The organism is Stutzerimonas tarimensis (assembly GCF_042648805.1).
Lineage (GTDB): Bacteria > Pseudomonadota > Gammaproteobacteria > Pseudomonadales > Pseudomonadaceae > Azomonas > Azomonas tarimensis.
On the sequence record NZ_JBHRXZ010000027.1, the window covers coordinates 68,699 to 92,315 of the forward strand.

At 65.5% G+C, this 23,617-nt stretch carries 21 protein-coding genes; 11 read left to right on the forward strand and 10 right to left on the reverse strand.

All coding sequences use genetic code 11. The features are described 5' to 3' along the window. Positions 1-298 precede the first annotated feature (298 nt). The 9 genes from ACFOMF_RS16990 (at position 299) to ACFOMF_RS17030 (ending at position 9,954) form a co-directional block, all read left to right on the forward strand. Positions 299-823: a dimethylamine monooxygenase subunit DmmA family protein gene (locus ACFOMF_RS16990; protein WP_386367098.1), complete on the forward strand. Its 525-nt coding sequence runs from the start codon at positions 299-301 to the stop codon at positions 821-823. Next, positions 820-1,764, forward strand: a complete 945-nt coding sequence (locus tag ACFOMF_RS16995) for a PDR/VanB family oxidoreductase (RefSeq protein WP_386367101.1) — start codon at positions 820-822, stop codon at positions 1,762-1,764. Before ACFOMF_RS16990 ends, ACFOMF_RS16995 begins: the two co-directional genes overlap by 4 nt. A gap of 10 nt (positions 1,765-1,774) precedes the next feature. After that, positions 1,775-2,812: a heme-dependent oxidative N-demethylase family protein gene (locus ACFOMF_RS17000; RefSeq protein ID WP_386367103.1), complete on the forward strand. Its 1,038-nt coding sequence runs from the start codon at positions 1,775-1,777 to the stop codon at positions 2,810-2,812. Between the two features lie 160 nt (positions 2,813-2,972). Further along, positions 2,973-4,106: an aminomethyltransferase family protein gene (locus ACFOMF_RS17005; RefSeq protein WP_386367105.1), complete on the forward strand. Its 1,134-nt coding sequence runs from the start codon at positions 2,973-2,975 to the stop codon at positions 4,104-4,106. Positions 4,107-4,240: 134 nt separating this feature from the next. Beyond that, positions 4,241-4,585 carry a DMT family transporter gene (locus ACFOMF_RS17010; protein ID WP_386367107.1) on the forward strand — a complete coding sequence of 115 codons (345 nt, stop codon included), beginning with the start codon at positions 4,241-4,243 and terminating at the stop codon, positions 4,583-4,585. Between the two features lie 208 nt (positions 4,586-4,793). After that, positions 4,794-6,305 carry a glucan biosynthesis protein G gene (locus ACFOMF_RS17015; RefSeq protein ID WP_386367176.1) on the forward strand — a complete coding sequence of 504 codons (1,512 nt, stop codon included), beginning with the start codon at positions 4,794-4,796 and terminating at the stop codon, positions 6,303-6,305. Continuing rightward, entirely contained in the window at positions 6,298-8,796 is a 2,499-nt protein-coding gene (gene mdoH, locus ACFOMF_RS17020; protein ID WP_386367109.1) for a glucans biosynthesis glucosyltransferase MdoH, read from the forward strand. Before ACFOMF_RS17015 ends, mdoH begins: the two co-directional genes overlap by 8 nt. After that, entirely contained in the window at positions 8,747-8,908 is a 162-nt protein-coding gene (locus ACFOMF_RS17025; protein ID WP_386367111.1) for a hypothetical protein, read from the forward strand. Before mdoH ends, ACFOMF_RS17025 begins: the two co-directional genes overlap by 50 nt. A 65-nt stretch (positions 8,909-8,973) precedes the next feature. Further along, a complete protein-coding gene (locus ACFOMF_RS17030; protein ID WP_386367113.1) occupies positions 8,974-9,954 on the forward strand; it encodes a ribonuclease Z in 981 nt (326 codons plus the stop codon). Between the two features lie 64 nt (positions 9,955-10,018). On the opposite strand, the gene ACFOMF_RS17035 is transcribed toward ACFOMF_RS17030, so the two are convergent. The 4 genes from ACFOMF_RS17035 to ACFOMF_RS17050 all read right to left on the reverse strand — a co-directional run bounded on the left by ACFOMF_RS17035 (position 10,019) and on the right by ACFOMF_RS17050 (position 13,883). Next, complete coding sequence (locus ACFOMF_RS17035; protein ID WP_386367115.1) at positions 10,019-10,726, reverse strand: B3/B4 domain-containing protein; 708 nt, start codon at positions 10,724-10,726, stop codon at positions 10,019-10,021. 130 nt (positions 10,727-10,856) lie between these two features. Then, complete coding sequence (locus tag ACFOMF_RS17040; RefSeq protein ID WP_386367117.1) at positions 10,857-11,033, reverse strand: hypothetical protein; 177 nt, start codon at positions 11,031-11,033, stop codon at positions 10,857-10,859. A 53-nt stretch (positions 11,034-11,086) separates the two neighbouring features. Then, entirely contained in the window at positions 11,087-12,463 is a 1,377-nt protein-coding gene (locus tag ACFOMF_RS17045; protein WP_386367119.1) for an ammonium transporter, read from the reverse strand. Positions 12,464-12,905: 442 nt separating this feature from the next. Next, positions 12,906-13,883, reverse strand: coding sequence for a methyl-accepting chemotaxis protein (locus tag ACFOMF_RS17050; protein WP_386367121.1), 978 nt, complete (start codon positions 13,881-13,883; stop codon positions 12,906-12,908). Positions 13,884-14,075: 192 nt separating this feature from the next. Between ACFOMF_RS17050 and ACFOMF_RS17055 the strand changes: the two genes are divergently transcribed. Beyond that, positions 14,076-15,665: an ABC-F family ATPase gene (locus ACFOMF_RS17055; RefSeq protein ID WP_386367123.1), complete on the forward strand. Its 1,590-nt coding sequence runs from the start codon at positions 14,076-14,078 to the stop codon at positions 15,663-15,665. 782 nt (positions 15,666-16,447) lie between these two features. On the opposite strand, the gene trpC is transcribed toward ACFOMF_RS17055, so the two are convergent. The 6 genes from trpC to ACFOMF_RS17085 form a co-directional block, all read right to left on the reverse strand. Further along, complete coding sequence (gene trpC / locus ACFOMF_RS17060) at positions 16,448-17,287, reverse strand: indole-3-glycerol phosphate synthase TrpC (RefSeq protein WP_386367125.1); 840 nt, start codon at positions 17,285-17,287, stop codon at positions 16,448-16,450. Further along, positions 17,284-18,330 (reverse strand): anthranilate phosphoribosyltransferase, encoded by a 1,047-nt coding sequence (gene trpD / locus ACFOMF_RS17065; RefSeq protein ID WP_386367128.1) that lies wholly within the window; start codon positions 18,328-18,330, stop codon positions 17,284-17,286. Before trpD ends, trpC begins: the two co-directional genes overlap by 4 nt. Next, positions 18,330-18,923: an aminodeoxychorismate/anthranilate synthase component II gene (locus tag ACFOMF_RS17070; RefSeq protein WP_386367130.1), complete on the reverse strand. Its 594-nt coding sequence runs from the start codon at positions 18,921-18,923 to the stop codon at positions 18,330-18,332. Before ACFOMF_RS17070 ends, trpD begins: the two co-directional genes overlap by 1 nt. A gap of 260 nt (positions 18,924-19,183) precedes the next feature. Further along, the gene (locus ACFOMF_RS17075; RefSeq protein ID WP_386367132.1) at positions 19,184-19,981 is read right to left on the reverse strand and encodes a PAS domain-containing protein; all 798 of its coding nucleotides are present in this window, start codon (positions 19,979-19,981) and stop codon (positions 19,184-19,186) included. Continuing rightward, positions 19,978-20,655, reverse strand: a complete 678-nt coding sequence (locus ACFOMF_RS17080; protein ID WP_386367134.1) for a response regulator — start codon at positions 20,653-20,655, stop codon at positions 19,978-19,980. The genes ACFOMF_RS17075 and ACFOMF_RS17080 overlap by 4 nt, the downstream gene beginning before the upstream one ends. After that, positions 20,652-21,782, reverse strand: a complete 1,131-nt coding sequence (locus ACFOMF_RS17085; RefSeq protein ID WP_386367136.1) for a sensor histidine kinase — start codon at positions 21,780-21,782, stop codon at positions 20,652-20,654. Before ACFOMF_RS17085 ends, ACFOMF_RS17080 begins: the two co-directional genes overlap by 4 nt. 318 nt (positions 21,783-22,100) lie before the next feature. On the opposite strand from ACFOMF_RS17085, the gene ACFOMF_RS17090 reads away from it, so the two are divergent. Beyond that, a complete protein-coding gene (locus ACFOMF_RS17090) occupies positions 22,101-23,468 on the forward strand; it encodes a flavin-containing monooxygenase (protein WP_386367139.1) in 1,368 nt (455 codons plus the stop codon). Positions 23,469-23,617: the final 149 nt, after the last annotated feature.

Genomic DNA, 23,617 nt, shown 5'->3' on the forward strand with positions numbered 1-23,617 from the left:
CTACGCATGACCCGCAGGTCAGGCCACCGCAGGCGTAACCCGACGCCCACGCCCCGTCCAAATTGCCATGCCTTGAAATGGCGCACGTCCTGACGCTCCTTGCCCGCCTTTCGTGCAGGTTTCGCCGGGTGTTCTTACCCCCAAAGAGATATCTCCAATGCGCAGGCCGCGTGGCGTCCGCGGTCTGCGATCCATGGCATGCTCAATGCTTTCTTGAAGGGAACAAAAAGTTACTGCCGGGAAAGCCCGGTGTTCTGCTGCCAGCGCTGGCAGCGATACCGAAAACAGAGGTTCGATCATGAGCGCAGAAGTGGCTGATACGATTTTCAGCACGCCGGTCTATCCCGCCGAAGCGGCGCGAGTTGCCGCCAGTCGCCGCATTCTGGTGACCCAGGACAACGGCCTGCCTGGGGCCGAGCGGCTGCTGACGCAGTTCAAGGACCAAGGTGGTCCCCTGCTGGTGCTCAGCCCTCGGTCGGTCGGGCAGCGCTTCGAAGAGATGCTGGGTGAGTCGCTCGGGAAGGCCCAGGTAGGCACCCGGCTGTATGTCTGCGGCGACGAAGCCTTTCTCTGGCAGGTGCGCGCCCTGGCTCGGCAGGCCGGGCTGCTGGACGAGGAGATCGAGATGTTTCGCAGCGGCGCCCGGCGGCGGCTCTATTGCGTGCACTGCTCCACCCTGCAGGATATCGGTGAAGTCGATAGCAGCGTTTGCACCGGCTGCGGTGTAAGACTGATGGTGCGCAACCATTTCTCGCGCCGGCTCGGCGCCTATGCCGGCGTCTGCCTGGATCCAAACGACCCACGCGGGGAGGGGTGCGCATGAGCCAGACAATCAAGGTCCGGGTCGCCGCGCTGCGCGAGCTGACTCCGGTGATTCGTGAGTTCTCTCTCGAGCCCCTGCAGGGCGAGCTGCCGGGCTTTTCCGCCGGCAGCCACGTGGTGGTGCAGATGCCCGCTGGGGAGCGCACCCTGCGCAACGCCTATTCACTGCCCTGCGACCCGGCCGACAACCACTGCTACCGCATTGCGGTGCGCTTGCAGCCGGAATCCCGGGGTGGTTCGCGGTTCATGCACGAGCAGGTCAAGGTGGGCGACGAGCTGCGGATATCCACGCCGCACAACCTGTTTCCCATCAGCAGCCAGGCGCGGCATCACCTGCTCGTGGCTGGTGGCATCGGCATCACCCCCTTCATCGGCTACATCGCCGAACTGAGGGCGCGTGGTGAAACCTTCGAGCTGCATTACGCCTTTCGCGGCGGCCTGACCGATGCCTATCTCGCCGAGCTGCGCGAACGCCTCGGCGAGCGCCTGAAATCCTACGACTCCCTGGCGGGCGAGCGCCTCGACCTGGCGGTGCTGCTGCAGGGGCAACCGATCGGTACCCACCTCTACGCCTGCGGCCCCGAGAACCTGCTGGTCGCCCTGCGGGAGCAGGCCTGCGCGCTGGGCTGGCCGGACAGCCGGGTGCACTGGGAAGCCTTTGCCGCGCCGGAGCCGGGTCTGCCGTTTGTGGTGGAGCTGGCCAACAGCGGCCAGCGCATCGAGGTGCCGGCCGATCTGAGCCTCCTGGAGGCGCTGGAGGCAGCCGGGATAGAGATCCCGAACCTCTGTCGCGGCGGGGTCTGCGGCCAGTGCGAGACGCGCTACCTGGCGGGAGAGGTGGAGCATCGCGATCATTTTCTCGGCCAGGACGAGCGCAGCTCCCTGCTGATGCCCTGTGTTTCCCGCGGCGGCTGCGACCGTCCCCTGTTGCTCGATCTGTAAGGAGCCTGTCATGCCTGTGAACATGAAGCCGCTGGAGACCTACCGCGACGACTTCACCTACCGCAACAGCCCCCAAGCCATAGCGCGCTTTCCCTTCCCCTTCCCGGAAGACCAGTACATGTACTCGGTGAACATCGAGCCGGCTGTTTCCCGCGACCCGGGTTCGGTGTTCGAGCATCTGTTCGACGTGGACGAGCATTACGTCTCCGAGATGGCCGAGCGCGCCCTGGTACTGGAGAAAGACCCGCGCCGTTGCCTGGTCATGCCGCATATGGCGCCGGCCGCCTGGGATCTGGTCGAAGCCATCATGACCCATCTGGCCCGGGACTACCCCGAGCACTTCAGTCTGACCCGCGACGGCGACCAGTGGACCTGGGAAAACCACCCGCTGGACATCTGTCAGCGCTTCACCTTCGGCGATCCGGCGACGCTGCCCTGCGAGCCGCTGGAATACATCACCCGCCAGATGCAGGGCGACTTCGCCATGCTCGACCAGCGCGACGGCGACCTCTACATGGACGCCGGCATGGTTACCTGCCCGGCCGACTGGTCGCTGGCCTTCGATGCCGGCATGAGCTTCAAGCAATGGCATGCGCCAGTGCCCATGGCGCCGCAGATGGGCGTGTTCGATCGGGCCCTGAAGTACCTGCTGAACATCCAGGTGGGCGCGCCGGTGCGCCGGTTGAACTGGACCATGACGATCAATCCGCGCCTGGACACCTCCTCGGAAACCCTCCACGAGTGGGGCCACGAGCGCAGCCTGGTCACCTCGGACAACGTGGCAGGCCTGGTGCACCTGCGGGTCGAGTTGCAGGTGATGGCGCGCATGCCGCGCAGCAATGCGCTGATGTTCAGCATCCGTACCTACCTGATCAGCCTCGAGGAGCTGGTCACCAACCCGGCCTGGGCCCAGCGCCTGCACCGGGTGCTGCGCGACCTGCCCGATGCCATTGCCGACTACAAGGGCCTGACCAGCTATCGCCAGACCGTCGTCGACTATCTGGCGCAATTCGACAGGGAAGCCGTGCCTGCGCGCGCTGCGGGGTGATCCGCTCGCCGCTTCGTAGTTTCGTGGGCTGGGCCGGGCGGCGATCCGCTTAGGCTCGCCACGGCTCCCGGCGGGCTGAGGCCCAGCCCAGGGGGCTGCCTCAGCCGGGTTATCCCCTGATAAACCTGTATTTGCGTGCACTTATCCAAGGAGATTCAACATGGCCAATTCCTGGCGCATTTCTGCCCTTGCCGACCGCCACCGGGCACTGGGCTCCAAGCTGGAAGACTGGAACGGCATGGGCACTGCCTGGACCTACGAAGCGGTCAGCCTGGCCGATGCCCACGAGGCGATCCGCACCAAGGCGGGGCTGATGGATGTGTCCGGCCTGCGCAAGGTGCATTACGTCGGCCCGCATGCCGAGTCCCTGCTCGAATACGCCACCAGCCGCGACATCTCCAAGCTCTACCCGGGCAAGTCGGTGTACGCCACCATGCTCAACGAGGCGGGACTGTTCGTGGATGACTGCGTGATCTATCGCACCGGCCCGAACGCCTTCATGGTGGTGCACGGTGCCGGCAATGGTTACGAGATGCTCACCCGCCAGTCCGAGGGACGCCAGGTGGCGGTGCTCTACGATGACGATCTGCACGACCTGTCCCTGCAGGGCCCGGCTGCGGTGGACTTTCTCGCCGAGCACGTCCCCGGCATCCGCGAGCTGCCGTACTTCCACCATATCCAGACCAAGCTGTTCGGTCTTCCGGTGATGATTTCCCGCACTGGCTACACCGGTGAGCGCGGCTACGAGATCTTCTGCAAGGCGGCCGATGCGCCGGTCATCTGGGACAGCATCCTCGAGCTGGGCAAGCCGTTCGGCATCACTCCCTGCGCCTTCCTTACCCTGGACTGGCTGCGGGTCGAAAGCCACCTGCTGTTCTTTCCCTACGACAACTCGGAAATGTATCCCTTCGCCGACCAGCCCACCGGCGACACCCTCTGGGAGCTGGGCCTGGACTTCACCGTCTCGCCGACCAAGGGCGAGTTCCGCGGCGGTGCCGAGCATCGCCGGCTGAAGGGGCGGGAGCGCTTCAAGATCTTTGGCGTCCTGCTCGACGGCCAGCAGGCGGCCAAGGAGGGCGACACCCTCTGGGCCGATGGCAAGCAGGTTGGCGTCATCACCTGTGCGATGTATTCGCGGCTATCCGAGCGCTCCATGGCCATCGCCCGCATGGAGGTGCCCTACGCGGAACAGGGTACGCCGCTAGAGGTGAAGGGCAGCCTTGAGGCCAAGGCCATCGCCCATACCATGCCTTTCGACGATCCGGAAAAGAAAAAGCGCACGGCCAAGGGGTAGCAGGCGACCAAAAGGCGTCCGATACGCTGCCACGGACCCTTTCCGTGGCGGCGTGACAGACCACTGACCCTCCAGCCGGCAGCGTGGATCCTGTATTCGTCTGCCGCCTCTTCAATCCCCAGCGAGAATATTCCATGTTCAACGGCCCCGCAGCCGGCTGGCTGTTCGTCCTTCTCGCCGGTATGGCGGAGATCTGTTATGCGGTGTTCATCCCGCGCACGGATGGCTTCACCCGGCTCTGGCCGACCCTCTACTGCCTGACCTTCATCGCCCTGAGTCTCTGGCTCCTGTCGCTGTCGGTGCGCACGTTGCCCATTGGCACCGCCTACGCCGTCTGGGTCGGCATGGGCGCGGTGGGTACGGCGGTCTGGGGCATCCTGTTCTTTGGCGAGTCGGCCAATGCCGCCCGGATCACCTGCCTGATGCTGATCGTCGCCGGCGTGGTCGGGCTGAAGCTGTTCTCGCCCGTGCTCGAATAGTCTTGCTGCCGCCATTCCGAGGCTGTTGAACCTCCCTCGCGCTGCGCTTACTAAGCTCTGTAACCCTCATCGGCTGCCACGTTGTGCGCTTCTCGCTTCCGACGGCGATGCGCTGTGGGCGGGTGAATGACAGGCTTGACTAGAGGAGGCGGTAGGTTTGAGCAGACGACGCAGCAACGGCCTGAAGTTGAAAGGATCGGCATTGCGGATGGGCCTCTCGGTTGCCCTGGCACTGGCGGCGGCACAGGCTGGCGCGTTCGGCCTCGACGATGTGGCGGACAAGGCGCGGGAGCTGGCCGGGCAGAGTTTCAGCGTGCCGGCCTCGAACCTGCCTCCGCCGCTGCGGGCGATGCAGTACGCGGACTATCAGGAAATCCGCTCGAGCACCGAGAAGCGCTACTGGGCCGACGAAGAAACGCCCTTCGAGCTGATGTTCTACCACCAGGGCATGCACTTCGACGTGCCGGTGACCATCAACGAAATCACCGCCACGGGTGTCAGGCCGATCGAGTATGACCCGGCCTATTTCGACTTCGGCGGGCTGGAGCTCGACTCGGCCGCACTCGAAGGCCTCGGCTTCGCCGGTTTCAAGGTGCTCTATCCGCTGAACAGCCCGGACAAGCAGGACGAGCTGCTGACCCTTCTGGGAGCCAGCTATTTTCGTGCGCTGGGCGCCGGGCAGTGGTACGGGTTGTCCGGGCGAGGACTGGCGATCGACACCGCGCTGCCGTCCGGCGAGGAGTTTCCCCGCTTCTCCGAATTCTGGGTCGAATACCCGGAGCCGGACCGGCGCGATCTGATCATCTATGCGCTGCTGGACTCACCCAGCGTTACCGGGGCTTATCGAATGGTACTACGCCCCGGCGACGACACCGTGCTGGACATACAGGCACGACTGTTCTTTCGCGACGCGGTGGACAAGCTCGGCATCGCGCCGCTGACCAGCATGTTTCTCTACGGCCCCAACCAGCCGAGCCGCGAACTCAACTTTCGCCCGGCTATCCACGACTCCGACGGCCTGGCCATCCACACCGGCAGCGGCGAATGGATCTGGCGGCCCCTGAACAACCCCAGGCACCTGTCGATCAGCACCTTCAGCGTCGAGAACCCGCGCGGCTTCGGTCTGATGCAGCGGGCCCGCGATTTCGCCCATTATCAGGATCTCGACGACCGCTACGAATTGCGCCCGGGCGGCTGGATCGAGGTGGTCGGCGACTGGGGGCCGGGTCGGGTCGAACTGGTGGAGATCCCCACGGCGGATGAGACCAACGACAACATCGTCGCCTTCTGGACGCCGGACCAGCCCATCGAGCCAGGCCAGGAGCTGGCGCTGGAATACCGCATGCACTTCACCATGGCCGAGCCGATGGTGCAGGAGCTGGCCTGGGTCAGCCAGACGCGCCGCTCCATCGGCGAGATCAAGCAGCCCAACCTGATCCGCGAGCCCGATGGCAGCATCGCCTTTGTCGTCGACTTCGAAGGCGGCCCGCTGGCCGGGCTGCCGGAGCAGGAAGAGGTGTTCGCCCAGGTCAGCGTTGGCGAGAACGGCGAGTTGGTCGGCCAGGAGGTGGGCTACAACTACAGCACCGAGGGGCGCCGGTTGACCCTGCGGCTGCGCCAGCACGATCCGGCCCGGCCGGTGGAAGTGCGCGCGGCGCTGGTGCAGGGCGAGACGACCCTTTCCGAAACCTGGAGCTATCAGGTACCCATCCATGAGTAGTTCGGCCGATGACGATGTCGGGGCCAGGCTGCGCGAAGGCTGGGGCGAGGCGCTGGAGGACAGCCTCGAGCGTGACGCCCAGGGTCGGACCTGCCTGCGCAGTACACCGCCGATCAGCCGCCGCAGCATGGTGCCCGAACCCTGGCAGACCAACCCGCTGGTGCGCGGCTGGCAGCGTCTGTTCGGTGAAAACCGCCGCAGGCGGCGCAAGCAGCTCGGCAGCTTCGACGAGCAGGATCGCTGGCGCCTCGCAGGGGCGAGGCGGCGGGCGGTGCTACTGTGTTTCATGCTGCTGCAGACCGGCATCGCCACCTGGTACATGAAGGCAATCCTGCCCTACCAGGGCTGGGCCATGCTCGATCTGCGCGGCGCCTGGCGCCAGGGTATCGCCGAATGGCTGCTGCAACTGATGCCCTACGCCGTGCAAGCCAGTGTGCTGTTTCTCTTCGCGCTGCTGTTCTGCTGGGTCTCGGTGGGCTTCTGGACGGCCCTGATGGGATTCTTTCAACTGCTCACCGGGCGCGACCGCTACAGCATCTCGGCCGGGGAGGTGGGCAAGGCCCGGATTGCCCCCGAGGCGCGCACCGCGCTGGTCATGCCCATCGCCAACGAGGACGTGCCCAGGGTGTTCGCCGGCCTGCGCGCGACCTGGGAGTCGCTGGCGCGCAGCGGCCAGGGGCAACACTTCGACGTGTTCATCCTCAGCGACAGCAACGATCCCGATACCTGCGTCGCCGAGCAGAAGGCCTGGCTGGAACTGTGCCGCGAGGTCGAGGGCTTCGGCCGGATCTTCTACCGCCGACGGCGCCGGCGGGTGAAGCGCAAGAGCGGCAACATCGACGACTTTTGCCGGCGCTGGGGCAGCCAGTACCGCTACATGGTGGTGCTCGACGCCGACAGCGTGATGAGCGGCGACTGCCTGGCCTCGCTGGTGCGCATGATGGAGGCCAACCCCCACGCCGGGATCATCCAGAGCTCCCCTTGCGCGGCCGGGATGGACACCCTTTATGCGCGCATCCAGCAGTTCGCCACCCGGGTCTACGGCCCGCTGTTCACCGCCGGCCTGCACTTCTGGCAGTTGGGTGAATCGCACTACTGGGGACATAACGCGATCATCCGGGTCAAGCCGTTCATGGAGCACTGTGCGCTGGCGCCGTTGCCGGGCAAGGGCAGCATGGCCGGGGCGATCCTGTCCCACGATTTCGTCGAGGCCGCGCTGATGCGCCGGGCCGGCTGGGGGGTATGGATCGCCTACGACCTGCCCGGCAGTTACGAGGAGCTGCCACCGAACCTGCTCGATGAGCTCAAGCGTGATCGCCGCTGGTGCCACGGCAACCTGATGAACTTCCGTTTGTTCCTGGTCAAGGGCATGCATCCGGTGCATCGCGCGGTGTTTCTCACCGGTGTCATGTCCTACCTGTCGGCGCCGTTGTGGTTCCTGTTCCTAGTGCTGTCCACGGCCCTGCTGGCGGTACACAAGCTGATGGAACCGCAGTATTTCCTGCAGCCGATGCAACTGTTCCCGGTCTGGCCTCGGTGGAACCCGGAACAGGCCATCGCGCTGTTTTCCACCACCATGACGCTGTTGTTCCTGCCCAAGATGCTGGCGGTGCTGCTGGTCTGGGTGAAGGGTGCAGAGGCCTACGGTGGCAAGCTGCGGTTGTTGTTGTCGATGCTGGTTGAAATGCTCTTCTCGGTGCTGCTGGCGCCGGTGCGCATGCTGTTTCATACCCTGTTCGTTACCGCTGCGTTCTTTGGCTGGTCGGCCCAGTGGCAATCGCCGCAGCGCGCCGGCAATGCCACACCCTGGAGCGAGGCGCTGGTTCGCCACGGGCCGCAGATGCTGCTGGGGGTGCTCTGGGCCGCCCTGGTGGCCTGGCTAGACCCGGTGTTTCTCTGGTGGCTGGCGCCCATCGTGGTGGCGTTGATCCTCTCGGCGCCGGTGTCGGTAGTGTCCAGCCGGATGCGCTTCGGCCAGGCGGCGCGGCGACAGCGCCTGTTGCTGATTCCTGAGGAGTCCACGCCCCCGGCCGAGTTGCAGGCCACTGCCGATTATCTGGTCCAGTATCGGCAGACGGCACTGGAACGGGGCTTCCTGCACGCCGCGGTCGACCCGCAGATCAATGCCCTGGCCTGCGCCATGGCCCGCGGCCGGCACGCACGGACGGTGACGGCAGCACAACGACTGCGCGAGGAGCGCCTGGCGAGCATTCTTGCCGGCGGGCCCGAGGGCGACACGCGCGAGGTACGCTGGCGTCTGCTGGATGATCCCGACGGTTTGGCCGGCCTGCACCGGACACTGGCGTGCGGTCCAGGCGGGCCTGACTGGCGCGCTGCGCTGCGGCCCCTGGCGGAGCCCAGTGCCGAGCCGGCCTTGCGGTTGTCGCGACCTGCCGAGCAGGATCCTGCTGGTGCGGGGTTCATGGCGGAACAGGTCTCCCTTGCGTCTGCCTCTGCCTCGGCTGCTGCTCGTCGTAGCCCGCGGTATTGACCGACTGACCGAAGCCCTGACGCTGCAGGGAAACAGCGTCATCGTGCTGCTGGCTGTTCATCCCTACCTGAGCAATCCGGCCAGCGAAGGTTTTTCCGGGGCCGAGCTGTAACAAGGCGGTGGTTGCCGCGCGCTGCGCGTGCTGTCCATCCTTCATGATCTGACCCGGAGACGCCTGTGGACCTGCTGTTTCTCGGCACCAGTGCCGCCACCCCGACCCGTACTCGTAACGTCAGCGCGCTGGCCCTGCTGGAACCGCGCGGCAAGGGCTGGTTCCTGCTGGACTGCGGCGAAGCCACCCAGCATCGGGTGATGCAGGCGGGCCTGTCGCTGCACGAACTGCAGGCCATCTTCATCACCCATGTGCACGGCGATCACTGCTACGGCCTGCCGGGGTTGCTGGCCAGCGCCGGGCTGCAGGGGCGGACCCGGCCGTTGACGCTGGTCGCTCCGGCGGGAGTCGAGGCCTGGATGGACGCCACCCAGCAGATGAGCCAGCTCAGCCTGCCCTACCCGCTGCAGTGGCTGCCCACCGAGTCGCTGGGTTGCTGGTCGAGCGAGCACTGGCTGGTGGACGTCACCGAGCTGTCGCACCGGGTGCGCTCATTCGCCTACGGCTTCACCGAGGCCAGGCCGGAGTCGCGCCTGGACCAGGCGCGGCTGTTGGCGGACGGTATCGCACGTGGTCCGGTCTGGGGCCAGTTGAAGAAGGGCATCGATGCGGCTTATGAGGGGCGCACCCTGCGCAGCCGCGATTACCTGATCTTCCCGCATCCGCCGCGCCGGGTGGTGGTCGCCGGTGACAACGACCGTCCCGAACTCCTGGCGGCAGCCTGTCGCAACGCCCAGGTGCTGGTGCACGAGGCGACCTTCAGCCTGGAGCGGCCGGTGGAGACGCGCTTTGGTCACAGTGCGGCCGGGCAGGTCGCGGCCTTCGCCGACTCCATTGGCCTGCCGAACCTGGTGCTCACGCATTTCAGCTCCCGCTTCCAGGACAACCCGGAGCGCTCGCCAGGCATCGCCGACCTGCGCGCCGAGGCCCTGCAGCACTACCGCGGCGGCCTCTGGCTCGCCGAAGACCTGGCCCGCTTCCGCCTTGATCGAACCGGGAGCCTCTGCCGGGTGTTGCCGGCCCCGGCGCGTGATCCTCGGCCCTGACGCCCTGAGCAGGAGCCCTTCGCGAGCGAGCTCGCTCCTACAGGGAAAATGCGGGTGCGGGGAGCTATTCGCGAGCAAGCTCGCCCCTGTAGCTCGTCTCGCGGGGCGCCAGTGGCTGGTTGGCGGCGCGGCGGGCACCCAACACGCAACAGCGCATCAGATCGAGCTTGAGCCGCTCGGCGGTGCGCTGCAGGTAGGCGAGATCGGTATCGGGGTGCCCCTGGACGATGAACAGTGCGGCGCTGGTATCCGCCTGCAAGGCGGTGGCCGCGCATTGCCGGTACTCCATGCGGCAGAGAACCTGGCCGCGCGCATCGAAATAGGCGTATTCGCCGGAGGGCAGGGTGACGGCTGCGTCGCTGCCGAGGGCATGGAAGGCTTCGTCGCCCTGGCAGATATCCAGCGTCACCGGGAGCTTGATTCGACGCAGATCATGCGCGCCGATGGACAGGCCCGAGTGCAGCGACCAGTGATTGTAGAGGTCGACCACCGGAGAGATTTCGCGCAGTTTTCCCATGCGCAGGTACTGATCGAGCAGCGCCTGTGGCGAGGCGGGGAATCGCTTGGGCGAGCGACCCATGCGCAGACGCAGATCACTGAACCCCTGCATCTGGCTCAGGCTGGCCTGGATCTGCAGCTCGCTGCGCAGACGGTCGAGGCTGGTGCCCAGTGCCTCGCTGCGGGCCTGGTTGCAGAGTTGGTGCAGGGTGAAGGCGATGGCCTTCAGTCCCAGGGATGCCGGAGCGTTCAGGCAGAAGACGGGGTTGAACATGGGATCACCTGACACTGCGGAAGGTGGAAAGGGTCAGGCGGAGCGTGCAACTCGAGGTTTTGCGTGCAAGCTGCGGCAGACGCCGCCTGCCTGGGAAGAACCCGCCCCGTCAGCCGGAGCGGGTACCGGCTCAGGGTTTGAGTTTCTTCGGTTCGGGATCGGCGTAGCTGTGCTTCTCGTGGACCATGGTGGCACCGAGGGCGAAAAGGCTGGCCGCGGCCACGAAGAAGGTGATCACCATCAGGATCGCCGGGTTGCCGGCGAAGGTGTAAACGGCGCTGGCGCCTTCGAAAGTACTGATGCTCATGGTTCAGGCTCCTTGTAAGCGGCGCACCGGGGCGGCGGTGCGCCTGGTGGCCGTCAGGCCGGTTTGGTTTCGACAATGAGGGTGGTGGTTTCTGTGGTGCCATCAGTGCCGGTCAAGGTGGTGCTGGTGCCATACATGGCCGCCCATTCCGGGTAGGCCTGCGCCGGTACTTCGGTCAGGTCCAGGCCGCGTTCTTCGGCATGGGCCGGAACCCGCAGCATGCCGACCTTCTTCAGGCCGTAGGAGATGGCGTAGCCGGGAATGAAGCCCAGGGACGCCATGACGATCGCGCCGAACACCTGGCCGGTGAAACTGATGTCAGCCATGCCATTCACGTTCGGGTAGCCAGCCAGGAAAATGCCACTGATGACCAGACCGGCGAAGCCGCCAAAGCCATGCACCGCGAAAGCGCCGACCGCGTCGTCCAGGCGCATCTTCAGCAGGAAGTTGTTGACCAGCGGTGCAGCGGCGGCGACGCCCATGCCGATCAGGTAGGCCAGCCCGGGGTGGTAGAGGTCCAGGCCCGGGGCCACCGAGATGATCCCCACCAGGCCGCCGGACATCATCCAGAAGGGCTCGCGGGTGGTCAGATAGGCGCCGATCAGGCCGCCGGCAAAGCCCATCAGGGTGTTGAAGGCGAACGCCGAGAGGGTGGTGGGCTGGCCGTAGATGTTGATCCACTGCGCGCCGCTGTTATAGATGATGCAGCCGCCGAGGAAGCCGAAGAAGCCGACGATGATCAGCATCAGGCCGACCACGCTCATGGGCATGCTGTGGCCGACGATCTGATTGACCGAGCCGTCCTTGTTGAAGCGGCCGATGCGCGCGCCGAGGTTCATCACCACGGCCAGGGCAAAGAAGCCTGCGACCATGTGCACCACGCCTGCCGCGCCCACGTCATGGTAGCCCCAATTGACGGTCAGCCAGCCTTCCGGGTGCCAGCCCCAGGAGGCTGCCAACAGCCAGAGTACCCCGCCCAGGGCGATGGTGAGGATGATGAAGGCGCTCATCCGTGCGCGCTCGATGATGGCGCCGGAGAGGATCGAACCGGTGGTGGCGGCGAACAGTGCGAAGGCGCCCCAGAAAATGCCGGTGGCATTGTCCTGGATATTCGGGCCCATGGCCTCACTCCAGGGCAATGCGGCGACCAGATCGTCCATGCGCGGTACTAGGCCGTCCGGGAAGCCGTTGTAGATCGCCCAGCCGACCAGGAAGACGCTCGGGACGACGAAGCCGAACGCCAAGATGTTCTTCACCCCGGCAGCCAGGGCGTTTTTCAGGCGCGAGGCGCCGATCTCATAGGAGAGAAAGCCGGCATGGATGAGGATCATCAAGGCGGTACACCACCAGTAGAAGATCTCCATGTTCAAGGTATTGGTCATCTCGATGAGCTGGTGTAGCTCTTCAAGCGTCGGCGTGGTCTGTTCCATTAGATGATCCTCGAGGGGGGGTCGGATTAGCGGCGGTAAAAGCGGTTCGTTTTATTGCACCTGGCTCATAAAAAGTTCGCTATAAGAAACAGCAATCGCTGTGCCACATTCTGAAACAGCTCTGTTTCGAGGCGTTGGTCGCCTTATCCGGGCTGCTCGCGCACAACCACCGAGCCCTCCAGACACACGCTGCACCAAAGCCTTGCAAAAGTCCCTTGCTATTCATGGGGAATTACGCACGCAGGCCGCTTGGCGGCACGTCCAGATCACGGGGGCCATGGAGTCTGTTGGCATGTAGCAATAAAAGGGCCGAGACGCTGTTAGCAGAGAGGCTGCTGAGACTCGCGCTCGAGGCGGGGTGTGAGTCGGCGCCTCGGCGGTCAGGGGAAGGAAAGTAAGGGAGCGTCGACGCAGCGCAGCCTGGGTGGGCTGCGCCTTTTGCCTAGCGCTGCTTGAGCATGTCCTGGATTTCCTGGGTGGCGTCCTGGGTGCGCCGGGCCAGATTCTTCACCTCGTCGGCGACCACCGAGAAGCCCCGCCCCACCTCGCCGGCGCGCGCGGCTTCGATCGCAGCGTTCAGAGCCAGCAGGTTGGTCTGGTCGGCGATGCCCTTGATCACCCCCACCACCTGGGCAATCTGCCCGTAGGTGGCCTGCATGGCTTCCTGCTCGCGTTCCCTGGATTGCTCGGCGGCCTTCTCGTCACTGATGTTGCGCACCGCACCGATCACCCGCCGCAATACGCCCCGGTCATCACGCAGGCAGCGGCCGCGCTCGCGAAACCAGATATTCCCCTTGCTCTTGTGGCGCATGCGGTACTCGACCATGTAGGAGGAGTGCCGGTCGGGACTGCGCATCATCGCGGCGAACTGCTCCATCACCTCACCCAGGTCGTCCGGGTGGGCGACCCTGTTGAAACTGTCCCAGCCATCGGGAAACTCCTCGCGGCTGTAGCCGATCAGCGCCCGAAACTGATCCGACCAGCGAATCAGGCTGTGGGGGTGGTCCGGGTCACCGTTGGCCACGGCGAGGTCCCAGCTGCCTTCGGTCAAGGTCTGCTTGGTCAGTTCCCAGACCTGCTGCTCCTGCAGCTGTTCATTGAGGCGTGCGTCCTGCTCGGCGAGCAGTTGGCGGGCATCGGCCAGCTCTCGCTCGAGGCGCTGCTGCTGGTCGCGGCTTTCATCGAGCTGCCGACGCAGGCTGGCGAGCTCTTCGGGCGTGCAGGGTGGAGGACGGATGGCGGCAAGCGCGTCCTGCTGGCCACGTTGGCGGTGCGCCAATTGTTCCAGCAACTGGCAGAGCGCCCGGTGGCGGGCCAGACTGGCGCAGGCGTCGGGCGAAACCGGCTGACCGGCCAGCAACCGGCTCAGCTGGTCGCCCAGCTCGGCGGCCAATGCGGCGGGGACGTCTTTGAACCACATGGCGAATGCTCCTCTGGCATTGGAAACTGATGGCGCGACTTCACGCCAAGCAATTTATCGGCCACCGGCTCTGAAGACTTAGTTCCGGTGATCGGCTCGACGGTCTTGGGCAGCGTGGCACTGCCTGGCTTATAATGTGCGGTTTCGTCGCCCGACCTGTTCGGGCCACCTTCTACTGCGCAGGACAATCCCTTGATCTCCACCGCCAACATCACCATGCAGTTCGGCGCCAAGCCGCTGTTCGAGAACGTGTCCGTCAAATTCGGCAACGGCAATCGCTACGGCCTGATCGGCGCGAACGGCTGCGGCAAGTCGACCTTCATGAAAATCCTCGGCGGCGAGCTGGAGCCATCCGGGGGCCAGGTGATGCTCGAGCCCGGCATTCGTCTCGGCAAGCTGCGCCAGGATCAGTTCGCCTACGAGGACTACTCGGTCATCGATACCGTGATCATGGGCCATACCGAGCTGTGGACGGTGAAGGCCGAACGCGACCGCATCTATGCGCTGCCGGAGATGAGCGAGGACGACGGCATGGCGGTGGCCGAGCTGGAGGTCCAGTTCGCCGAATACGACGGCTATACTGCGGAATCCCGCGCCGGCGAGCTGTTGCTGGGCCTGGGCATACCGCTGGACCAGCATTTCGGCCCGATGAGCGCGGTGGCACCAGGCTGGAAGCTGCGGGTACTGCTGGCCCAGGCATTGTTCTCCGACCCGGAAGTCCTGCTGCTGGACGAACCGACCAACCACCTGGACATCAACACCATCCGCTGGCTCGAAGGCGTGCTCATCGCGCGCAACTCGACCATGATCATCATTTCCCACGACCGCCACTTCCTAAACAGCGTCTGCACCCACATGGCCGACCTGGATTATGGCGAGTTGCGGCTGTTCCCCGGCAACTACGATGAGTACATGACTGCCGCCACCCAGGCGCGCGAGCGGCTGCTGTCGGACAACGCCAAGAAGAAGGCGCAGATCGCCGAGCTGCAGACCTTCGTCAGCCGTTTCTCGGCCAACGCCTCCAAGGCCAAGCAGGCCACCAGCCGCGCCAAGCAGATCGACAAGATCCAGCTGGAAGAGGTCAAGCCGTCGAGCCGGGTGAGCCCCTTCATCCGCTTCGAACAAACCAAGAAGCTGCATCGCCAGGCGGTGACCCTGAACAAGATGGGCCAGGGGTTCGAGGGCGTGCCGCTGTTCAAGAACTTCTCGCTGCAGGTCGAAGCCGGCGAGCGGGTTGCCATCATCGGTCCCAACGGCATCGGCAAGACCACTCTGCTGCGTACCCTGGTGGGCGAGATGCCACCGATGAGTGGCGAGGTGAAGTGGACCGAGAGCGCCGAGGTGGGTTACTTCGCCCAGGACCACGCCGAAGACTTCGCCGATGACGCCACCCTGTTCGACTGGATGGGACAGTGGACCGGCGGTGGCGAACAGCTGGTACGCGGCACCCTGGGTCGCATGCTGTTTTCCAACGACGAAATCGGCAAGTCGGTGAAGGTGATTTCCGGTGGCGAGCAGGGCCGCATGCTGTTCGGCAAGCTGATCCTGCAGAAGCCCAACGTGCTGGTGATGGACGAGCCTACCAACCACCTGGACATGGAGTCGATCGAGGCGCTGAACCTGGCGCTGGAAAACTACCCGGGGACGCTCATCTTCGTCAGCCACGACCGCGAATTCGTCAGCTCCCTGGCCACCCGCATCGTCGAGCTGTCGGAAAACGGTATTACCGACTTCAGCGGTACCTATGAAGACTACCTGCGCAGCCTCGGCGTGGCGGTATAAGCCACAGGCCGGGGCCTTTTGTCGGGTTACGCCTGCGGCTAACCCGACCTACGGACGGCGCAGGACGGTAGGTCGGATTAGCGCAGCGTAATCCGACGCGGCGGTTCGACATCCAGGGTCCAGGTCGGATTAGCGCAGCGTAATCCGACAGGTCGCCGTGGCGGTTTGGCCTTTTGTCGGGTTACGCCTGCGGCTAACCCGACCTACGGACGGCGCAGGACGGTAGGTCGGATTAGCGCAGCGTAATCCGACGCGGCGGTTCGACATCCAGGGTCCAGGTCGGATTAGCGCAGCGTAATCCGACAGCTCGCCGTGGCGGTTTGGCCTTTTGTCGGGTTACGCCTGCGGCTAACCCGACCTACGGACGGCGCAAGACGATAGGTCGGATTAGCGCAGCGTAATCCGACGCGGCGGTTCGACATCCAGAGTCCAGGTCGGATTAGCGCAGCGTAATCCGACAGGTCGCCGTGGCAATTTGGGCTGTTGTCGGGTTACGCCTGCGGCTGACCCGACCTACGGACGGCGCAGGACGGTAGGTCGGATTAGCGCAGCGTAATCCGACAGGTCGCCGTGGCGGTTTGGGCTGTTGTCGGGTTACGCCTGCGGCTAACCCGACGCGGCGGTTCGACATCCAGGGTCCAGGTCGGATTAGCGCAGCGTAATCCGACAGGTCGCCGTGGCGGTTTGGCCTTTTGTCGGGTTACGCCTGCGGCTAACCCGACCTACGGACGGCGCAGGACGGTAGGTCGGATTAGCGCCGCAGCGTAATCCGACGCGGCGGGCTACTCGACATCCAGCCCGCTGTTGATGCGCGAGGCGGCGTGGCCGGGGAAGAACAGGCGCTGCAGCTCGTCGCCGGGGCGGTCGGCGCGCATGAAGGCTTCGCCAACCAGGAAGGCGTGCACCTCGTTGATCTTCATCAGCTCGACATCCGCTCGGGTGAGGATGCCGCTTTCGGTGACCACGATGCGGTCGCGTGGGATGCGGGGCAGGAGATCGAGGGTGGTTTCCAGGAATACCTCGAAGGTATGCAGGTTGCGGTTGTTGATGCCGATCAGCGGGAGGTCGAGCTTCAAGGCCCGGTCCAGTTCCGCGGCGTCATGCACTTCCACCAGTACATCGAGCCCCTGCGCCTGGGCGGTCGCGGCGAGTTCGGCCATCTGGCCGTCATCCAGCGCCGAGGCGATCAGCAGGATGCAGTCGGCGCCGAGCGCACGGGCTTCGACGATCTGGTAGGGGTCGACCATGAAGTCCTTGCGCAGCACGGGCAGCGAACAGGCCGCGCGGGCCTCCTGCAGGTAGCGATCGGCGCCCTGGAAATAGTCCACGTCGGTCAGCACCGAAAGGCAGGCCGCGCCGCCTTTTTCGTAGCTGACGGCGATCTCGGCCGGTACGAAGTGTTCACGCAATACCCCCTTGCTGGGCGAAGCCTTCTTGACCTCGGCGATGATGGCTGACTGCTTGCGCTGGACGCGGCGGCGCACGGCCTCGGCGAAGCCGCGCACCGGATCGGCCGCGGCTGCCGCGCGCTCGACTTCCGACAAGGGGCTGCGGGCACTACGCTCGGCCACTTCCTCGAGCTTGCGGGCCAGGATCTTTTCCAGAACCGTGGGGACGCTCATGCCTGATGCTCCTGCCTGAATACTGCGGTGAAGGCGACCAGTTCCTCGAGCTTTTCCAGCGCCAGTCCGGTAGACAGCGCATCCTGGGCCAGAGCCATGCCCTGGCCCAGATCCTGCGCGACGTCGGCGGCATAGAGCGCAGCTCCCGCATTGAGGATGATCATGTCGGCGGCCTTGCGGCCGTTCTCGGTCTTGCGCCGGCCGAGGGCATCGCGAATCAGCGCCAGCGAGGCTTGCGCACCTTCGACCGCAAGGCCGATGAGGCTCTGGCTCTTGATGTCGAAATCCTCCGGCTGGATGCTGTACTCACGAATCGCTCCATCGCGCAGTTCGGCCACATGGGTGGGCGCGGCCAGGCTGATCTCGTCGAGGCCGTCCTGGGCGTGTACCACCAGCACGTGGCGACTGCCTAGGCGCGACAGCACTTCGGCCATCGGCCGGCACAGCTCCTTGCTGAACACGCCGAGTACCTGATGCCTGACCCCGGCCGGGTTGGACATGGGGCCGAGGATGTTGAAGAGGGTCCGCAGGCCGAGCTCGCGGCGTGGGGCGGCGGCATGCTTCATGGCGCCGTGGTGGGCCGGGGCGAACATGAAGCCGACACCCACGGTGTCGACGCAGCGCGCCACTTCGGCCGGCGTCAGGCCCAGGTAGACGCCCGCGGCCTCCAGCAGGTCGGCGCTGCCGCTCTTGCCGGACACGGCGCGGTTGCCATGCTTGGCCACCTTGCCCCCTGCCGCGGCGACCACGAAAGCGGCGGCAGTGGAGACGTTGAAAATGTTCATGCCGTCGCCACCGGTGCCGCAGGTGTCGACCAGGTTGTCGTTCGGAAATGCCACCGGTTCGGCCAGTTCGCGCATCACCTGCACGGCGCCGACGATTTCCTCGATGGTCTCGCTCTTCATGCGCATGCCCATGAGAAAGGCGCCGACCTGGGCGTCGGTGCACTGGCCGGTCATGATCTGACGCATCACCGACTGCATTTCATCGGTGCTCAGGTCGAGCTGGGCCACCACGCGCTTGAGCGCTTCCTTGATATCCATCAGCGGACGCCTCCGGTCTGCTTGAGAAAGTTGTCGAACAGCTCATGACCCTGCTGGGTAAGGATCGACTCGGGGTGGAACTGCACGCCCTCGACGTTCATCGTCTTGTGCCGCAGCCCCATGATCTCGTCCACCGAGCCATCGTCCAGGCGGGTCCAGGCTGTCATCTCCAGGTCCTCGGGGAGGCTTTCGCGGCGGACCACCAGCGAGTGGTAGCGGGTCACCGTGAGCGGGTTGTCGAGACCCTCGAAGACGCCGTTGTTGGTATGAAAGACCGGGCTGGTCTTGCCATGCATCGCCTGGCGCGCGCGCACCACCTCACCACCAAAGGCCTGGCCGATGCTCTGGTGACCCAGGCAGACGCCGAGGATCGGCAGCTTGCCGGCGAAATGGCGGATCACTTCCAGCGACACGCCCGCCTCGGTCGGGGTGCAGGGGCCGGGCGAGACGACGATGCGCTCCGGTGCCAGCGCCTCGATTTCAGCGATGGTCAGCTCGTCGTTGCGCACCACCTTCACCTCGGCCCCCAGTTCGCCGAGGTACTGGACGACGTTGTAGGTGAAGGAATCGTAGTTATCGATCATCAGGAGCATGGCAGAGACTCGAATCGGTTGCGGTCGGCCAGAGGGTGCCGGCGATCCGCACATTATGAAGGTTTTGCAAGGAATGCTCGACGCGCAATGTCGCGCCGGTCAGCGGCAGGCCGCTGTGCTCAGGCGTGGCTACGCCAACGCCAGCGAAGGCAGGGGAGGGGCATGAGCGGGCTGCTGGTCTTCACCGGTAGCAGTCTCTCGGGAGAGGGGAAAGCAGAACCTTAGCCGAAGGCCGGGGCAGGGCGCAACCGCATGGCCGCTCAGTTGTCGCGCTGGCCGCCAGTGGCCAGCAGACGTTCCATGACCACGCCCTCGAGGCCCAGCACCTCGCCGTTATCGGCAAAGATCCCGCAGCCACGCTCATGCACCTGCTTTTCGCTGCCGTCGGCGCAGACCAGGCGGTAATCGAAACCGAAGGGGCGCATGGCGGACAGGCCGTCCTGCACCTGGGACCAGACCGCTTCGCGGTCGTCGGGGTGGATGAGGCCATTGTAGCTCGTCTCATGGCTGTCGATCAGCTGTTCGGCGCGGTAGCCGGTCAGCGCCAGGCAGCCGGCACTGACATACTCCATGCTCCAGAGCCGGTTGTTGCGGCAGCGATAGACCATCATCGGCAAATCATCGAGCAGGTTGCCCAGGGCCCGGTGGCTGGCCTGCAGCGACCGGCGGCCGTGCATCTGCTCGGTCACGTCGCAGAGCCCGGCGACAAAGCCTGAGCCGTCGCGCGCCAGGCGCACCTCGACCCAGCGCAGGCCGCCGTTGCGGGTCAGGTAGCGCAGCAGGGTTTCCCCGGGCTCGCCTCCTTCGCGCAGCCGTTGCAGGGCCTGCAGCCAGCCGGAGCGGTCCTCGGGGTGCAGGTAATGCGCGTGGGCCTTGCCCAGCGAGGCGCCGACTGGATGCTCGGTGAGACGTTGCCAGCCGGTATTGAGTTGCAGGTGGCGGCCTTCGGCGTCGAGGCGGACCAGCGCCAGCGGCAGACGTTCGAGGCTGCCGCCCCAGCCTTCATCGGCCGCGCCGTTGAACAGCCGGTCAAGGCCGCTGCGCCGCAGGACGTTCATTCGAGGGTGCTCGGCATGCGTGCGCCGAGCCGCTCGACAAAGCCGCCGCGATGCGCCCAGGCCGCCAGCTCCAGTCGTGAGTGCAGCTGCAGCTTGCTCAGCAGGTGCTTGACGTAGATCTTCACGGTGCCGTCGCTGATGCCCAGCTGGCGGGCGATGAGCTTGTTGCTCAGCCCCTCGGCGATGAGCATCAGGGTCTGCCGCTCGCGCTCGGTCAACTCGGGCTCGTCGCGCTGGAGCAGAGGCGGCGACGTCGGCTGCGGATCGGGCAGACGCGCCAGGCCGGGATCGAGGGTGACCTGGCCGCGGTGGCAGTTGCGCAGGCAGTCCAGCAGCCGCTCCGGCTCGCTGTCCTTGAGAATGTAGCCATCGGCCCCGTTGCGCAGGGCGGCCATCAGGTCGTCGGGGCAGTCCGAGGCAGTGAGCACCACCACCAGGGCATCCGGCAGCGCGGCGCGCAGTTGCGTCAGGGTATCGAGCCCGCTGAGCCTGGGCAGGTGCAGGTCGAGCAGTATCAGTTGTGGCGACAGCTGCCGGGCCAGGGCCAGGCCTTCCTCGCCGCTGCCGGCCTGGCCGACCACGGTAAACTCGGCTTCGGCGTTGAGCAGCTCGGCCAGGCCACGGCGCAGCAGCGCATGATCGTCGATCAACAACAGGTGGGTGGGGTAGCTCATGCTCGTCTCCAGATCAGATGAATGCGCGTTCCTTGCGGTGCCGCAGGGCCGATCGTCAATTGCGCGCCGAGGCTGGTGACCCGCTCACGCATGATGCGCAGGCCGAAGTGGCGGTCCTCGGCCAGCTGTTCGGGCAGGCCTATGCCGTCGTCCTGCACCAGCACTTCGAGTATCCAGCCGGGGTGCTCGGCCAGGCGAATCTGCACCTGTCTCGCGTGGGCATGGCGCACCACATTGGCCAGCGCCTCGCGTACCACCTGCAGGATCTGCAGTTCCGCTTCCGGGCTCAGGCAATTGCCCGGCAGCCGGTTGTCCAGCTCGAAGACGCAACTGCTGCGTCGGGCGAATTCGTCCACCGAGGCTTCCAGTGCGGTGCGCAGGCTGCGTCCGTCCATGGTGAGCCGGGCGGTGGCGATGAGTTCCCGGACCTGCCGGTGCGCCAGGCGCAGGGTGTCGCGCAGGTCGTCGAGCATCGCCGGGGCCTGATCGGCCTGAGCCGGGTCATCGAGCACGCTGCGCAGGCGGCTGACGCGAATCTGCAGGTAGCTCAGCTGCTGCGCCACGCTGTCGTGCAAGTCGCGGGAGAGGGCGCCGCGCTCGGCGGTCAGTTCGCGGCGGCGTTGCTGACGTTGCTGGGCCAGGGCTTCGAGGAGCATGCCAAGCTGCCGCGCCGAGCCGGTCAGCGCGTCCTGCGCGCCGCGCCGGGTCAGCGGCGAGGGCAGCTCCAGCAGCAGGGCGCCTGCGCCAGCCTGCTCGCCAGCGACCCCGCAGAGCAGACGGAGCCGGCCCTGCCGGCGGCAGGTCGGGCATTCACGCATCCCGCCGTTGTCGGGCAGTTCGGTTGGCGTCTGGCGCCAGGGGCAGCGGTCGCGGCCGGCGCAGTCGCCCGCATCGCCCAGCTCGCGCAAGCCGCCGCCCTGCTCGGGGAGCAGCAGGCAGGCCCGCTGGGCGCCGAACAGCCGCTGCAGCGCGCTCAGCCAGTCGGACAGCGCCGCTTCGTCGTCGGGCTGGCCCAGCAGGCGAGTCGAAAGCTCCAGCAGCAGGCGCTCGCAGGCATGCTCGGGGCGATCCTGGCGCCAGGGCCAGCGCCAGGCCGCGACGGGGTTCAGCGATAGGGGCTGCGCCATCTGTCTCTCGTAGGATGGGAACGCAGAGGCAGAGCAAGTTCCGTGCCCTGCGGCGGGGGCTGGTCTGAGGATGCCTGCAACTGCCCGCCATGCTTGAGGTTTAAGGAAAATATAATTCTTGCTGGGAAATTCAGTAGGGCCCGGATCTGCACCGCCGGAAAGCCTGGAGGCCCCGTCGTGCCTGCTCGCGGTGCCTCTTCGTGCAGGTCGGTTACTCCCAACGGGGTATCACCTCAAGGGAAGTTTTTCCGCAGGGACGCTGTACTACCGTCCTTTCTCGTTGATTCGCCATTTCCCCGAAGATCCAGGAGATAACCCATGTCACGTGTCGCCATTATCGGCGCCGGTCCGTCCGGCCTCGCCCAGCTCAGAGCCTTCCAGTCCGCGGCCGAAAAGGGCGCGGAAATTCCCGAACTGGTCTGTTTCGAAAAGCAGGCCGACTGGGGCGGGATGTGGAATTACACCTGGCGCACCGGCCTGGACGAACATGGCGAGCCGGTGCACGGCAGCATGTACCGCTACCTCTGGTCCAACGGGCCGAAAGAGTGCCTGGAATTTGCCGACTACACCTTCGACGAGCACTTCGGTCGCCCCATCGGTTCGTACCCGCCGCGGGAGGTGCTCTGGGACTATATCAAGGGACGCGTCGAGAAAGCCGGGGTGCGTCATTACATTCGCTTCGAGACCGCCGTGCGCCAGGTCAGCTACGACGAGACCAGTGGGCTGTTCACGGTGACCGTGCACGACTATGTCGCCGACCGCACCTACGCCGAGACCTTCGACTGGGTGGTCTGTGCCAGCGGCCACTTCTCCACGCCCAACGTGCCGTATTTCCCGGGCTTCGAGACTTTTGCCGGTCGCGTGCTGCACGCCCACGATTTTCGCGATGCGCTGGAATTCAAGGGCAAGGACGTGCTCGTGGTGGGTGCCAGCTACTCGGCCGAAGACATCGGTTCGCAGTGCTACAAGTACGGCGCGCGCTCGGTCACCAGCAGCTTTCGCAGCGCCCCGATGGGCTACAAGTGGCCCAGCAACTGGGAGGAGAAGCCGCTGCTGGAGCGGGTCGAGGGGCACATGGCGTACTTTGTCGACGGCAGCCGCAAGCACATCGACGCGATCATCCTCTGCACCGGCTACAAGCACCACTTCGCCTTCCTCGGCGACGACCTGTGCCTGAAGACCAGCAACCGCCTGTGGCCGCTGAACCTCTACAAGGGCGTGTTCTGGGAAGACAATCCACGGATGGTCTACCTCGGCATGCAGGACCAGTGGTACAGCTTCAACATGTTCGACGCCCAGGCCTGGTACGCCCGTGACGTGATACTCGGACGCATCGTCCTGCCGTCGAAAACCGAGATGAACGCCGAGGACCTGGCCTGGCGTGCGGAGGAGGAGAGCCTGGAAACCGCCCAGGAGATGTTCGAGTTCCAGGGCAAGTACATCCAGAGCCTGATCGACGCCACCGACTACCCGAGCTTCGACATCGCCGCGGTGAACAAGACCTTCCTTGAATGGAAGCACGACAAGTACGAAGACATCATGGGCTATCGCAACAAGTGCTATCGCTCGCTGATGACCGGCACCATGGCCACCGTGCACCACACCCCCTGGCTTGACGCGCTGGACGATTCGCTGGAGACCTACCTCTCCGACGAGCCGGAAAAGCGACTGCAGACGGTGAGCTGAAGCCGCCGCGTTGATTGTTCTGCAGGAGCGAGCGCGCGCCCACGGCGAGTTTGTAGAGTGGGCCAAAGCGCGCCCAACCTGTGCTCTCCGGTCGCCGTAGGGTGGGCCTGGCCCACCGGAAACTTGCGGCGCCCGTGTCCTTCCAGCCG

Bases quoted from the DNA above. Each gene is read 5' to 3' on its own strand.
- ACFOMF_RS17010 (WP_386367107.1), top strand. From the start codon at position 4,241: ATGTTCAACGGCCCCGCAGCCGGCTGGCTGTTCGTCCTTCTCGCCGGT.
- ACFOMF_RS17045 (WP_386367119.1), bottom strand. From the start codon at position 12,463: ATGGAACAGACCACGCCGACGCTTGAAGAGCTACACCAGCTCATCGAG.
- ACFOMF_RS17035 (WP_386367115.1), bottom strand. From the start codon at position 10,726: ATGTTCAACCCCGTCTTCTGCCTGAACGCTCCGGCATCCCTGGGACTG.
- ACFOMF_RS17085 (WP_386367136.1), bottom strand. From the start codon at position 21,782: ATGGCGCAGCCCCTATCGCTGAACCCCGTCGCGGCCTGGCGCTGGCCC.
- ACFOMF_RS17090 (WP_386367139.1), top strand. From the start codon at position 22,101: ATGTCACGTGTCGCCATTATCGGCGCCGGTCCGTCCGGCCTCGCCCAG.
- ACFOMF_RS17040 (WP_386367117.1), bottom strand. From the start codon at position 11,033: ATGAGCATCAGTACTTTCGAAGGCGCCAGCGCCGTTTACACCTTCGCC.
- ACFOMF_RS17000 (WP_386367103.1), top strand. From the start codon at position 1,775: ATGCCTGTGAACATGAAGCCGCTGGAGACCTACCGCGACGACTTCACC.
- ACFOMF_RS16995 (WP_386367101.1), top strand. From the start codon at position 820: ATGAGCCAGACAATCAAGGTCCGGGTCGCCGCGCTGCGCGAGCTGACT.
- trpD (WP_386367128.1), bottom strand. From the start codon at position 18,330: ATGGATATCAAGGAAGCGCTCAAGCGCGTGGTGGCCCAGCTCGACCTG.
- ACFOMF_RS17075 (WP_386367132.1), bottom strand. From the start codon at position 19,981: ATGAACGTCCTGCGGCGCAGCGGCCTTGACCGGCTGTTCAACGGCGCG.
- ACFOMF_RS16990 (WP_386367098.1), top strand. From the start codon at position 299: ATGAGCGCAGAAGTGGCTGATACGATTTTCAGCACGCCGGTCTATCCC.
- mdoH (WP_386367109.1), top strand. From the start codon at position 6,298: ATGAGTAGTTCGGCCGATGACGATGTCGGGGCCAGGCTGCGCGAAGGC.
- ACFOMF_RS17080 (WP_386367134.1), bottom strand. From the start codon at position 20,655: ATGAGCTACCCCACCCACCTGTTGTTGATCGACGATCATGCGCTGCTG.
- trpC (WP_386367125.1), bottom strand. From the start codon at position 17,287: ATGAGCGTCCCCACGGTTCTGGAAAAGATCCTGGCCCGCAAGCTCGAG.
- ACFOMF_RS17050 (WP_386367121.1), bottom strand. From the start codon at position 13,883: ATGTGGTTCAAAGACGTCCCCGCCGCATTGGCCGCCGAGCTGGGCGAC.
- ACFOMF_RS17005 (WP_386367105.1), top strand. From the start codon at position 2,973: ATGGCCAATTCCTGGCGCATTTCTGCCCTTGCCGACCGCCACCGGGCA.
- ACFOMF_RS17070 (WP_386367130.1), bottom strand. From the start codon at position 18,923: ATGCTCCTGATGATCGATAACTACGATTCCTTCACCTACAACGTCGTC.
- ACFOMF_RS17015 (WP_386367176.1), top strand. From the start codon at position 4,794: ATGGGCCTCTCGGTTGCCCTGGCACTGGCGGCGGCACAGGCTGGCGCG.